The organism is Enterococcus sp. GC34, assembly GCF_040886645.1.
Taxonomy (GTDB): Bacteria; Bacillota; Bacilli; order Lactobacillales; family Enterococcaceae; genus Enterococcus; species Enterococcus faecalis.
In genome coordinates this window covers 24,695-38,072 of record NZ_JBFOEF010000010.1, presented here as the reverse complement: position 1 = coordinate 38,072, position 13,378 = coordinate 24,695, and the positions used below count along the sequence as shown (strand labels likewise).

Here is a 13,378-nt window from a genome sequence, read left to right as displayed (position 1 = left end):
TTACTCCTCACGTTGACGAATCGTAAAGCCTTTGCCAGATTTTTTGGGACTAGGCTGTTTGGGTGTAGTCGTTTTTTTATTTTCTTCTTTTCGCGTACGAATCACTGGCTTGCTATTTTTATTAGCGGGCGCACTCTTTTCCTCGACAAACGCGTTAGAACGATTATTCTTTTTATGGCGACGACGACGATGCGTTGTTTTTTCTTTACGTTCCCCTGTTCGTTCAATTACAAAATAGGCACAGCCAAAATTACAATATTCATACAAATAGTCTTCTAGTGTATCAATGCGTTGATCCGGCGCTGCCCGACGATTAGAAGTATCAAAAAAGCCACGCAAGCGTAACTGTTCATAGCCCCAGTCTCCTACGATATAATCATAACGCGCTAATACTTCACTAAACCGTTCACCTAAGCGTTCAGGATCAAAGGCATCACGATGATTTTTAACAATTCGGTACTCTCTTTCACCAATTTGAATATCTGTTTCATTCACAATGGTGACAATTTCCCCTTTTTTCTTTTCTTTTACAGGTTCTTCTTTTATTTCTTCAAGAACTGCTGTTAGTTCTTCTGTAAAGGTTGCAGCAGTTTCTGTTTCTTTTTTTTCGGTTGTCTTTTTGTCTGTCATTTTTTCACCACCTAGTTTTTATTATACCTTGTTTTTATTTGATTGGATAGTGGGCATGCAGATAGTTCGCCACGACAGTTCTTAAAACGTCTGGAAATAAAAATTCGACTTCTCCAACTAACTCAATCGTTGGGAAAAACGGAACAAATTGAAAGTGATCCACTGTTGTCAGCGTATATTTCTGCTCTGGCTGAATAGGTTTCCCTTGCCAAAAAACGGTCTGGCTATTTCGCTCAAAACGAATCCCATCATAACATAATTCGCCAAAAATTTTCCCGCGGAAGCCCATCCCGCGAATCGGAAATTTCCGCAGAAATTGACGACTTTTTTCCATTTCACGAATCAAACGGCGCATGTCTGACCCTTTCAAGGTAACCTTGATTAAATGCATTGGATGAGGCAAGGCCTCATGTAATTGGTCTGCATTGATTATTCCTTCTGGTAAATCTGCTAAAAATAACCCGTTGTTCAACACAGCCGCTTCGGTCTGCCCCGCTTCTTTTAACGCCTTCAAGGCAACAGTTATAAAGGCATGCGGTTGCCGTAAGTCCGTTGACAAGGTTTCAGGGATTTGTGCAATTTGCTGCGCTTGCAATAGTCGATGACCTTCCGTTAAGTAACCCGCAATTTCCTTGGCATCCGTTGCTTGTTCTTCTAAACTTGCTGTTTCAATCGTTTTTGCATAACTTGTGACTTGCTTCGTGTCGGCATCCACAAACAGATGCACTTCACCAATATACTGTCCATATTTGCCAGCAGCTGCTAGTTGTACATGATTAATTTTTTCACCATCTTTAAATAAATGATGTGTATGGGAACCTAAGATTACTTGAATTTCAGGATAATTCGCCGCAATCATAAAATCAGTATCTATCCCCAAGTGACTAAGCAAAATGAGAACATCACATTGAGGCGCAACTTCTGTAATCAGTTGAGGAAGGACTGCTTCCACTTGTTTGATTGTCCAGCCATTAGGATTATACGTTAAAGGAAATGGTGCGGTTAAGCCAATAAACCCTAACTTTGTGCCTTCTTTAGTTGTCATAATTTTATATGCTTGACAAAAATCTGGTAACGTTTGGGTTTTTGGGTCTTCTAAATTAGCTAAGACCACTTCAAATGTTGCCTGATCATATAAATGCTCTAATTGTTTCTTTGAATTGCCGATTCCTTCATTATTTCCAATTGTAACTAGGTCATACGCTAATGTATTCATTATAGCTACATTTGCTCGACCATCTGTTGCTTCGGTCAAAGGATGACACCGATCTGAAAAGTCACCTAAATCAATGGTTACGACTGTTTTGCCCTCTTTTTGGTACAGCGAACGTTTGGCTTTAACCAGACGCCGTATTTTGGGCCAATTTTCAAAGTGAGAATGAAGATCATTGGTATGGAACAACACAATCTCTTCCACTAAAATCGCCTCCTTTATTCAGCGCTCTGATTAATAGTACCATATTTATAGAAGAAAGTTACAAAAAAGAACAGATGACTTTAGAAGAATTTCTCCTAAAATCACCTGCTTTTATCAGGACGAACTATGCGTTATTTTTGGGACGCTTGCGTTGCGTCGCTTCCATGATAACTGGTAAGATCACAGGACGACGTTTGGTTTGTTCAAATAAATAACGGCTTAAATTTTCGCGGATTTCTTGTTTCAGTTTGCTCCATTCGAAATCGTCACTTTCTAAATGCTTTTCAACAATTTCTGTAACAATATTGCTACTTTCTTTCATTAGGTCTTTACTTGTTTTAACGTAAACAAAACCTCTAGAAGTAATTTTAGCTGGGGAAACAATTCGTTTTTCTCGGCGATTAATTGTCACGACAGCCACAAAAATACCATCTTCGGAAAGAATACGACGATCCCGTAAAACGATATTACCAATATCGCCGACACCAATCCCGTCAATCATAATATTTTCGGCCGTTGTGCTGCCAGCTACCGACATTCTACCTTTTGTATACTCTAGAATGTCCCCACGACCTGTAATAAAGATATCTTTATAAGGCATGCCAATTTCGTGTGCTAAGTCCGCATGCGCAGCTAACTGGCGGTATTCACCTTGGACAGGAATGAAATATTTGGGTTTCATTAAGTTCAACATCAATTGCAAGTCATTCGGATTAGCGTGACCAGACACACGTAAATTGTCGGAAATTTGCTTCACCGTAGCACCGGCCCGATAGACAATATCCTCTGTTTTAGCAACCGTTGTTTCCATGGCCGTTGTCGGCGTTGTCGTAATATAAACTAAATCGCCTTCTTCAATTCGAACGACACCATGTGTATTATTAGCCATTTTTTGAAGTGACTTAATCGGTTCTCCCATTCGGCCTGTTTCTAAAATTAATAACTGTTCGGGTGCATATTTTTTCATTTCTTTTGGTTTCACTAATAGATCTTCGCTTGGCAATTGTAATTTTTCCAATTTCATCGCCGTCCGAATAATCCGTTCAAAATCTTGGCCTGTCAAAACGACTTTACGACCAGAACGATCCGCTGCATTCAATACTTGTTGGACCCGTTGCAAATTACTTGCCACACATGCCACGATGATTCGTCCTTCCCAATAGCGAATCGTGTCGAACACTTCATCAGCGATTTGGGCTTCGGATGCAACTTGGGCTGGGTTTTCAGCATTTGATGAATCACTAAGTAGCGCCAAGACGCCTTCTTTCCCAATTTCAGCTAAGCGGCCGTAATCGGTTTGATACATCTCAATCGCACTTTGATCAAATTTAAAATCACCAGTATAAACAATGTTGCCTTCTTTTGTTTTGATACTAACGCCAATCGAATCTGGAATGGTGTGCGTTGTTTTAAAGAAGCTCACCGTTGCTTGACCAAAATCAATTTCTGTATGCGGGTCAATCACATGGAAATCTTTAAATTTCTTCGTTTCCGCATGACTGTTGACACTTAGTTTTGCTAGTTCAATCGTTAATTCTGTCCCAAAAACAGGCACTTGAATTTTTGAAAGCAAATACGGTAAGGCTCCAATTGCATCTGCATGGCCATGTGTTAAAAAGACCCCTGCAATTCGTTCACTATTTTCTTCTAAATACGTAAAATCCGGAATGACGACGTCAATTCCTAAAAGTTCGTTCTCTGGATATTGTAATCCACAATCCAGTACAAAAATTTCATCTTCCACTTCAGCAACGTACATATTTTTTCCATTTTCACGAACGCCGCCTAATGGAACGATTTTTATTGTACTCACTCTTTTCACCTCTCTATGATTACACGTTCTTTAAATCTCTAACGTGCGAATAATTCTTTGCTCTTCTTCTGGTGTACAAGCAACTAGAGGTAACCGTAAATTTCCAACAGGAATACCTAAATGATTTAAGGCCGCTTTCACGGGTGCCGGCGAAGGCACTGAAAACAACGCGTTCATTTTTGGTAATAACTGTCGTTGAATTTTAGCCGCTTCCGGCAAGTTCCCCTGATCCAGCGCTTGATACATCTCATACATTGACGAACCGAAGACATGACTGGCTACCGAAATAACCCCTTGTCCGCCAAGTGCCTTGGTGGCAAAAGCCAACCCGTCTTCTCCAGTATACACTAGAAAGTCTTTTGGCGCTCTTTCAATCAACTCAGTAATTGCATCTAACCCTGCACATTCTTTAATCGCCACAATTTTTTCCAATTGTGCTAAGCGCAAAGTAGTTTCCACTTCTAGACATGCAGCCGTTCTACCAGGAACATTATACAAAATAATTGGCAGTTCACTTGCTTCTGCGATGGTTTTAAAATGTTGATACATACCTTCTTGATTTGGTTTATTATAATAAGGAACAACCGCCAAAACAGCATCGATACCAGCGATTGTCGCTAACTCTTTCACAAAAGCGACAGAGTCACGTGTATCATTCGTACCTACACCACAAATAATCGGAATACGTCCATCGATCAGTTCAATAATTCGCTGGAATAATTGTAATTCTTCTTCATGAGTCAACGTGGGTGATTCACCAGTTGTTCCTGCTAAAATAACGCCTTCTGTATGATTGGCCAATAAATAGTCTACCAATTGCGGTAGTTTATCAAAATCTATTTCTCCCGATTCTTGAAACGGCGTAACCATTGCCGTAATAATTGTTGCATTCGTTAAATCCATCCTATTCCCTCCCGAGTATACAATACAAACCTTCTAGTCGTTTTCAGGTACACGAAGCAAATTCATTTCGTGTAGCGTTTCAGCAATTTGGACCGAGTTCCAAGCAGCTCCTTTTAATAGGTTGTCTGACACAATCCATAAATGGAAACCGTTCTTCACGTCAACGTCTTGACGAATACGGCCGACAAATGTTTCTTTCTGGTTGACGCTATTTAGCGCTTGTGGATATAGTTGTTCACTTGGCTCATCTTGCAAAATTACACCTGGAGCTTGCGCCATTAATTCTTGGATGGCTGAAACCGATGCATCTGCTTGTTTCACTTCTATATAAACAGATTCAGAATGTCCTGAAATTACCGGAATACGGACACAGGTGGCAACGACTTTTAGCTTGTTGTCTCCCATGATTTTTTTTGTTTCATTCATCATTTTCCATTCTTCGTAGGTATACCCTGCTTCTGAAAAAACATCGATTTGAGGTAACGCATTAAAAGCAATTGGATAATGTTTTTTGTCACTGCTAGCTGGCAAAATTTCAGCTGACCATTCGCTGACAGGTTTTCCCTCTAAAAAATCTTCGGCTTGTTCTTTTAGCTCATTAATTGCACGGATACCTGCGCCACTCACAGCTTGATACGTTGAAACGATGATTCGTTCTAAGCCAAACGCTTGCCGAATCGGTTCCAAGGCCACCATCATTTGAATCGTAGAACAATTGGGATTTGCGATAATTCCCTGATGATTTTTCAAGGCTTCCGGATTCACTTCTGGAACAACTAAAGGAACATCTTTTGCCATTCTAAAATGGCTAGTGTTGTCAACAACGACAGCTCCGCGCTTAACTGCTTCTGGTGCAAACTTTTCGGAAATACCCCCACCAGCACTAAATAATGCTAAATCGATTCCTTCAAATGATTCCGGGACTAATTCTTCCACGATAAGAGGTTGTCCTTTAAACTGAATCTCTTGTCCAGCAGAACGCTTAGACGCCAATAACCTCACACTGGCAATTGGCAAACTTGTTTCTGCTAACAATTCAATCATTCTTGTCCCGACAGCACCTGTTGCTCCTACCACGGCAACATGATATTCTTTTCCCATATTTTCATACTCCCCTCTTACCTTCTTGTAAAAGCTACTTGTCCTATTTTACCATAGTATTGAAAAAACCTACATAGTCAAAAAAATGATTTTTTTATTTTCCCATGATATTTTAAAACTATTACCCATCAAAGGACTATCCATTGACTTTTGACTTAAATTTGTTATAGTTAAAACGAATTTAATTATAAAGGGAGCGAAATTTCATGGCACGCGTAGAAAGTTTTGAATTAGATCACAACACAGTAAAAGCACCATATGTTCGCCTTGCTGGCACAGAACAAAATGGTGATGCGTTAGTCGAAAAATATGACTTACGTTTCTTACAACCAAACAAAGATGCCCTACCAACAGGCGCATTACACACGTTGGAACATTTATTAGCAGTTAACATGCGCGATGAATTAAAAGGAATCATTGACATTTCGCCAATGGGTTGCCGCACTGGTTTTTATATGATTATGTGGGATCAACATTCACCACAAGAAATCCGTGATGCATTAGTCAACGTTTTAAACAAAGTAATCAATACAGAAGTTGTTCCAGCAGTCTCTGCAAAAGAGTGTGGAAACTACAAAGATCATTCTTTATTTGCAGCGAAAGAATACGCAAAAATCGTCTTAGACCAAGGAATTAGTTTAGATCCATTTGAACGTATTCTGTAATCTTTAGCAATTAACGACAGAGAAACCCACTATTAAGCTGTGGGTTTTTCTGTTCTCTTTCTTAATTTAAACGGAGGTTTTTTATGAATCAAACAATCGAACAATTACTAAGTCACCGTTCCGTTCGTCATTTTAAAAAGCAAGCGTTAACGGACAAGCAGAAACAACAGTTAATTACTGCAGCTCAAGCAGGATCAAGCTCCAATTTTTTACAAGCTTATACAATTATAGAAATCAAAGATCCTGAGCTACGCAGAGAATTGGGACGTTTAGCGAATTGCGAAGACTATGTCGTTAACACTGGTGTGTTCTATGTTTTTGTTGCTGATTTGTATCGTCATGCAACGATTTTGTCAAAAGAGGGGCAATCATTAGAACCCTTAAAGACACCAGAATCATTATTAGTAGCTGCCGTTGATACAACGATTGCTGCGCAAAACATGGCCATTGCGGCTGAATCTATGGATTTAGGGATTTGTTATATTGGCGGCATTCGAAATGACTTAGACACAGTAGCCAAACGCTTATCTTTGCCTGAATTAACTGTACCACTTTTCGGATTAACAATCGGTGTACCAGAAACGTTAAATGGTGTAAAACCACGGATGCCTTTTGAAAATATTTTAAGCGAAAATCACTACCAATCAGACAAATTGACAGATATGCACACATATGATGAATTATTAAAAGATTATTATGCCAGCCGCTCAAGTAACGCCCAAACAGCGGATTGGTCACAGAAGTCTTTGTCCTATTTTTCTTATAATCGTCGCCCAGAAGTAAAAATTTTCTTGCAAAAACAAGGATTTGATGTCTAAACAAAAGAGCGTGGGCCTACGTTGAAATAACGTAAGCCCACGCTCTTTTGTTAATTTTTATTTATCTTTACTAAATTTGTCTTTTAAGTCTTCAAAGCCTTCTTTAACTTTATCAGTTAATTTTTCAGCGCCTTCTTTAAGGTCGTCGCCGGCATCACGTGCTTTGTCTTTTACGTCAGCAAAGGTTGATTGAGCTTTTCCTTCAAGTTCTTTGCCTTTATCATCCGTAACTTTGCCTTGCGCTTCTTTTGCAGTACCTTCTACTTTATCTTTTGCATCGTCAAAACGTCCTTTTAAATCTGCCATGCTAATCCCTCCTAAATAATTAATTACATAATAAGAGTATCATTCTTAGCCATTTCCTTCAAATATAATGCATGAACTACGAATAAATGGTTATTTTTGAGCCATTAAAGCTTTTTTTGCCAAGGCAAAGCAACCAATTGTTCCTGGATTATCTTCTAAAAGAGGCGTCACCAAGTATTTTTCTAAAGGCGGTGTTTCCACATATCCATTGACTAATTCAGCAAATTTTTCACGAACTTTCGGCATCAAATGACGTTGTTTCATGACGCCGCCGCCTAAAATGATCACTTCTGGCGCTAATAATAAAGTCGTATTGTAAGCTGCTTGCGCTAAATAATAAGCTTCTAGTTCCCAAGTTTTATGATCCTCTTCCAATAAATGTCCTTTTTTACCAGAACGACCTTCAACTGCTGGTCCTGCTGCAATCCCTTCTAAACAATCTCCATGATAAGGACAATTTCCTGCATACGTATCTTCAGGATGACGACGGACTAACGCATGCCCCATTTCTGGGTGGCTAAAGCCTTCAATAAACTCACCGTTTTGAATCGCTCCAGCGCCAACACCAGTTCCAATTGTATAATATACACAACTAGATGTATGTTGCCCATTTCCAGCAACATACTCACCATATGCCGCAGCATTCACATCCGTTGTCCAAGCCATTGGCACATCAAAATGTTGTTTCATAGTCCCTAACAAGTCAAAGTTACGCCAAGCTAATTTTGGTGTAGAAGTGATATAACCATACGTAGGAGAATCAACGTGAATATCAATCGGACCAAACGAACCAATCCCAATCGCTTTTAAAGGATATTGTTGGAAAAATTCTATTACTTTTTTCATTGTTTCTTCTGGGGTTGTTGTGGGAAAACTGACACGTTCCACAATGGTCAAATCATCTGTCCCAACGCCACATACAAATTTTGTGCCACCGGCTTCGATACTTCCTAAAAGTTTTTCTGTCATTGCAATATGCTCCTTCGTTTCCATTTTATAAGTAAGCGGATACATTACTTTTGATTAAATAACTAACATACACGTTTAGTTTACCACTTTTTTGTCGTTTCGACAGAACAATTTAACAATTTCAGTCAGGTTGCCCAATGAAATCTGGCAAGTTGCTAAAGAGCATTTTTCTAAAACAAAAAAACGAGCATTCACGGTTATCTAACAATGAATGCTCGTTTTTTGTTTATTGATTCTTTAGCGAAAAATATAACAATAGTCCGATTGTAATCCACCCACCACTAAGTAAAAGCATTAACCAACTTAAAAGCGTTTCTTTTAGAATACTTCTGGGTTCTTTTGCATGCTGAATAAAACTCATACTAGTCAGCAAAGAAAAGAGGAAAAACATAAAACAAATGACCGCTAAACCGCCAGACAACCAAAACCAACTAGCCATTATTCTCACTCTCCTTTTCGCTTGTTTTTTGGTAATTGTTGCGCCAAATGACACTACAAATTGCCCCGATTGTGATTACTAACAATGTGTAGAAAGTCGGTAACCACCATGTGGGTAGGACCCATTTGATCGTAGCTTCTTGATTCAATTTTTTTGCTTCACGAGTGTTAATCGTAAATTCTTGTTGAAAAGGCCAAGACTGTTGTTCATCTTGTTGTAAAATAGCACGTCCTGTAAATATATAAGTCCCAGCATCTAGCGGTTGTTTACCCAAATCAAGATGAAAATTCATGGAACTATTTGGGGCAAAGCGAACATTTTTTAGTGTCCGTTGTGCAATTTTTTTAGAGGATCCTTTTTTTATCACTTGACCTTCTAAACGAACTTCTGGAAAAATAGCAGCATACGGATTTTGAATGACCGCCTTTAGCGATTTGGCTCCTAAAGCAATTGTAGGTGTTACTTTCGCTAATTTCAGTTGGTTCACCTCTGTTAAAGGAACATTCTCAGCACTCCTCATGGCAATCGCAACATTAAACCCGTAGCGACTAGTTAAGCCCGTTGTTTGGGTCTCTTCCTCTTTTTCATCTTTGAGATGCGCGTAAACCCCGCCTAAAACAACTCCTTTGATAGGCTGATCAAGTCCCTTCACCTTCATCTTTGCTGATACTGTTTGATGAGGCGGCACACTCACTTCCTCATTTTCTAAAGTAACTAAGTCTGTCAGCGGAACTTTTAACGATGAATCAAGTGGTTTATCAAAATCATTGTACACAATCAACCCATTATCATTTGTTGATGCATTTGCTAGAGTCAATACGATGGACAATTTTTCGTCTGTCTTATTTTTTATGTCTAAGACAATAGTGGAAGATTGCTTTGGTGCCAGAATTAAATCATAATAACTAGATGTTCCTGACACTTGATTTTCTGGTAAAACAGGCGTTACTGTAAATTTAGTCTTCATTTCTTCTGTAGCTTCTACTTTTGGAACAATAATAAAAAATGTAAAAAACAGAAATAGACAGAAAACACCGACTTTTTTTCTACTCATTTCTTCAATATCTCCTTTATAAAGCTGAATGTACTTACTAGTCTAACAAATCAGCGAAACAATGATGATCAATCTTTGACCTTTGGGAAGGATAATCTTGAAAAAAAAGTCTCCTTGAAAAATACCAAGGAGACTTTTTTATCATTCATTATAATATAATTCTTTTTTTATCTGTGTGGTTGATACTTCTGGCGTTCGTGGCAAATAAAGAACCTTTGCAGTTGTTTCAACTTCTAGAAAATCAAAAGCCCCTTGCCAATCGTCGCCCATGACTAACGTATCAATTTTAAATTCAGCAATATCGGAAACTTTTTGCTTCCAACTAGTTTCAGGAATAACTAAATCAACATAACGAATTGCCTCTAATAATTGTTTACGTTTTTCATATGAAAAATAACTTTGTTTCTTTTTTTCTAAATTAAAAGCATCTGTTGAAAGTCCAACAATCAGGTAATCCCCTTGTTGTTTCGCTTTTTTCAACAAATTAATATGACCATAGTGCAGGAGGTCAAATGTGCCGTAAGTAAGTATTTTTTTCATAAAAACCTCCATTTGTACTTTGATATTTCTTCGTTAATTATCAATTTTTGTGAATAGAAAAATGCTACTTTTAATTGACTTTGATGGTTTTTCGATCAAATTTTTTATTTTCTGTAGCAGTATAGATTAGTAATAACTTACTCAGAGATTTTATAGAAAAAGACGTTGTTGTAGCTTTTTTTAATTGTTTTAACTGCTTTTGCAATTTCAACGGATTTTTATCTTTTAATAATTTAATTTTCGTTAAACGAAAAATGTGTTCCTGATGCTCAAATGAACGTTCAGCATCTGAATGACTAAAACGAAGATATTCTGAAAGCACCTCTTGATTTACAGCAACTTTTCCTTTTGGTAAAAACCATTCTTTGCCATTTTGATCTATTAGATGCCGCTCGCTTTGATTTGAAATAACAATTTCTTTATCGTCTTCAAAAAGATACGAAAAAAGCATTGCTTTTTTTATAATTATGTACTCAGTTACTTCGTATGAAGACAATCTTCTTAATTCTTCTATCAAACTATTCCATTGATTATTTTGAACAAATTCACTTAGTTTGTGAATAGGTGGTACTCGTAAAATGAACTTCTCATCTTTCCCTATTTTTACGATATAAAAAGTTGTGTCTACGTCATTTTCCCAAATAAACAAAATAATCATTTACTGCCCCCTAGACTTGTTGTTCCGATACTTAATAGTCAAATAAATATATTTAGGAATTTGCATTAACCGATCGTATCTCTTCATTGTCAAACAACGATATAACCATTCCAAATTGTGATTTATATAAAATTCTGGCGCTCTTTTTACTGATCCAGCTAATACGTCAAAAGTACCGCCTACGTCTAAAAATACATTAGCTGTCAGGTGATCAATTGTTTGTTCCAAAAAAATCTCTTGTTTCGGTGAACCTAATGCTACAAAGACAAACCTTGGTTCAGCTTTGTTAATTTGTTCCACAATTTCTTGCTGTTTTTTCTTTGTATAGCCATGTAAAATACCGCTAATAACAATCCCTGGATATTGTTGTTGAATATTTTTAGCTGCTGCTTCAACTACTTCTTGCTTTGCACCATACAAGAAGATTCGTTCCTTATGTTGATTTGCATACTCTAAAAAATTATCCATGACATCAATTCCTGTAACTCTTTCACGAATAGACCCACCCGTTAGCTTCGATGCCTTGACCACACCTATCCCATCTGCAATCCGATGAGTTGCTCTTTTCAAATATAACTTAACTTCTGGATATTCAAATGCTAACAATGAAATCTGCGGATTAACGCTAGTTACAATCATTTTCTCTTTAGCTTTGAGATAACTTTCTAAGTCATCCATAATTTCTTGATGTGTTAATACGTCAACTGGTAATCCCCCAATATATTCAGTGCGTACCTTACTTTTCACAAAATCCCCCCAAGATTCTCTCTACCAACTCTACTATTTTATTAATGCTCTCTTTTGACTGATATTGATTCCATTCTTCGTTAATTCTAGCAATATTATCTTTATAACTATTTATTGAAAAATTTGACAATGCCACAATCAACTGTTTTTCATTTTCAACTAACGGTCCTGGTAAATATTCAAAAAAATCAGGCTCAATTCCAGGATTTAATGCATATTTTTCTAAATCTGGACAAAAAAATAAAATATTCGGTTGCTCTTTAACATGCATGTATTCAAAGACCACACTCGAATAATCAGTAATCAAGTAGCCTATTTCACTAAAGCTTTCAAAAATATGCTTTTCCCAAATAGAAACATTTCTCGGTAGTTCAATGGCATCTAACTGGATTGATGGATGTAATTTCATATAAAAATGAAACTTTGGCATAGCAGAAAAAGCCTTTATTGCTTGATTTATCACAAGCATCATTTCATTCATTCCCTCTCGGTAAGTTGGTGCATATAAAACTTTATTATTCTGATTTGTTTCTCCTACCTCTAATTTTTCAAGATAAGCAAGACGCGGCGAACCAAAATGACAAAATTGAGCATTCTCGAGACGATAATTGTTTCTAAAAATTGCTTCCATTTTTAGTGAATTAACGATAAAATAATTCATTTTATCGTAAACTTTTTGAAACCTGATTTGATCCTTGCTACTTCTATGTTTCGTGTGATAAGCACCCCAGCCAAACTGTTTTAAAGCCCCATTAGCATGCCATAATTGGATAACTACTTGCTTTTTTTTTAAAATTGCCAATTCTGGAAAATAATTATCTACAAAAATTAGCGGCGCTGACTTCAAGTATGATATCGCCGTTGTAATCAACAAAGTCTTCTTATCAAAAAGTATCGTCTTTATACCTTTTTGATTTAAGGATGCTGCATATGATTGACAATTTTTTGTATAAAGTACTATTATCATTCCGTGATAGTGTTGTTCTAATTGTTCAATTAAATGTCCATCATTTCTTGGGAAACTCATTATGTACACAATTTTTACTTTTTTATGTTTGTATGGTCTCCGTCTTAATACTGTTAAGTACAATTGTTTTAGCACTTTTATATCCTTTCACAACCAATAGTTTTCTTATAAAAAAGATATGATCAAAGTCTTTAAAAAGAAAAAGCTTACATATAAACTCATTAAAACAAATTATACCTTAAAGATTCTAAAAAGACAATTGCACTTTACAATATGTATACTATCCAAATAATTTAAATTATACGGTCTACAGACTAGCTATACTTTCAGTTAAATAAAATAATATTTAAA

Annotated in this window: 15 protein-coding genes; 2 read left to right on the top strand and 13 right to left on the bottom strand. The window is 37.0% G+C overall.

Annotated elements, in window-relative coordinates; translation table 11 throughout:
- The 5 genes from AB3I72_RS10860 to AB3I72_RS10840 all read right to left on the bottom strand — a co-directional run bounded on the left by AB3I72_RS10860 (position 1) and on the right by AB3I72_RS10840 (position 5,864).
- Positions 1-630, bottom strand: a complete 630-nt coding sequence (locus AB3I72_RS10860) for a YutD family protein (RefSeq protein ID WP_002357954.1) — start codon at positions 628-630, stop codon at positions 1-3.
- Between the two features lie 34 nt (positions 631-664).
- A complete protein-coding gene (locus AB3I72_RS10855) occupies positions 665-2,047 on the bottom strand; it encodes a bifunctional UDP-sugar hydrolase/5'-nucleotidase (RefSeq protein WP_368023913.1) in 1,383 nt (460 codons plus the stop codon).
- 124 nt (positions 2,048-2,171) lie between these two features.
- Positions 2,172-3,860, bottom strand: a complete 1,689-nt coding sequence (locus AB3I72_RS10850) for a ribonuclease J (protein WP_002357956.1) — start codon at positions 3,858-3,860, stop codon at positions 2,172-2,174.
- 30 nt (positions 3,861-3,890) lie between these two features.
- Complete coding sequence (gene dapA, locus AB3I72_RS10845; protein WP_002382163.1) at positions 3,891-4,763, bottom strand: 4-hydroxy-tetrahydrodipicolinate synthase; 873 nt, start codon at positions 4,761-4,763, stop codon at positions 3,891-3,893.
- Positions 4,764-4,796: 33 nt separating this feature from the next.
- Positions 4,797-5,864, bottom strand: coding sequence for an aspartate-semialdehyde dehydrogenase (locus AB3I72_RS10840; protein WP_002382160.1), 1,068 nt, complete (start codon positions 5,862-5,864; stop codon positions 4,797-4,799).
- A 206-nt stretch (positions 5,865-6,070) separates the two neighbouring features.
- On the opposite strand from AB3I72_RS10840, the gene AB3I72_RS10835 reads away from it, so the two are divergent.
- Together AB3I72_RS10835 and nfsA are read left to right on the top strand one after the other, a co-directional pair.
- Positions 6,071-6,529, top strand: coding sequence for an S-ribosylhomocysteine lyase (locus AB3I72_RS10835; protein ID WP_002357960.1), 459 nt, complete (start codon positions 6,071-6,073; stop codon positions 6,527-6,529).
- 83 nt (positions 6,530-6,612) lie between these two features.
- Entirely contained in the window at positions 6,613-7,347 is a 735-nt protein-coding gene (gene nfsA, locus AB3I72_RS10830; protein ID WP_002360554.1) for an oxygen-insensitive NADPH nitroreductase, read from the top strand.
- A 57-nt stretch (positions 7,348-7,404) separates the two neighbouring features.
- On the opposite strand, the gene AB3I72_RS10825 is transcribed toward nfsA, so the two are convergent.
- From AB3I72_RS10825 to tagB, 8 genes are all read right to left on the bottom strand, one after another.
- Positions 7,405-7,653 (bottom strand): YtxH domain-containing protein, encoded by a 249-nt coding sequence (locus AB3I72_RS10825; RefSeq protein ID WP_002357962.1) that lies wholly within the window; start codon positions 7,651-7,653, stop codon positions 7,405-7,407.
- A gap of 90 nt (positions 7,654-7,743) precedes the next feature.
- Positions 7,744-8,622: a fructokinase ScrK gene (gene scrK, locus AB3I72_RS10820; protein ID WP_002361643.1), complete on the bottom strand. Its 879-nt coding sequence runs from the start codon at positions 8,620-8,622 to the stop codon at positions 7,744-7,746.
- A gap of 226 nt (positions 8,623-8,848) precedes the next feature.
- Positions 8,849-9,061 (bottom strand): hypothetical protein, encoded by a 213-nt coding sequence (locus tag AB3I72_RS10815; RefSeq protein WP_002357965.1) that lies wholly within the window; start codon positions 9,059-9,061, stop codon positions 8,849-8,851.
- Entirely contained in the window at positions 9,054-10,115 is a 1,062-nt protein-coding gene (locus AB3I72_RS10810) for a DUF916 and DUF3324 domain-containing protein (RefSeq protein ID WP_061101009.1), read from the bottom strand. Before AB3I72_RS10810 ends, AB3I72_RS10815 begins: the two co-directional genes overlap by 8 nt.
- A 141-nt stretch (positions 10,116-10,256) precedes the next feature.
- Positions 10,257-10,667, bottom strand: a complete 411-nt coding sequence (tagD, locus tag AB3I72_RS10805) for a glycerol-3-phosphate cytidylyltransferase (RefSeq protein ID WP_002382153.1) — start codon at positions 10,665-10,667, stop codon at positions 10,257-10,259.
- A 58-nt stretch (positions 10,668-10,725) separates the two neighbouring features.
- Positions 10,726-11,313 (bottom strand): hypothetical protein, encoded by a 588-nt coding sequence (locus AB3I72_RS10800; RefSeq protein WP_061101010.1) that lies wholly within the window; start codon positions 11,311-11,313, stop codon positions 10,726-10,728.
- Positions 11,314-12,060 (bottom strand): WecB/TagA/CpsF family glycosyltransferase, encoded by a 747-nt coding sequence (locus AB3I72_RS10795; RefSeq protein ID WP_002382151.1) that lies wholly within the window; start codon positions 12,058-12,060, stop codon positions 11,314-11,316.
- A complete protein-coding gene (gene tagB / locus AB3I72_RS10790; protein WP_368023912.1) occupies positions 12,050-13,162 on the bottom strand; it encodes a teichoic acid biosynthesis protein TagB in 1,113 nt (370 codons plus the stop codon). Before tagB ends, AB3I72_RS10795 begins: the two co-directional genes overlap by 11 nt.
- Between the last annotated feature and the right edge of the window lie 216 nt (positions 13,163-13,378).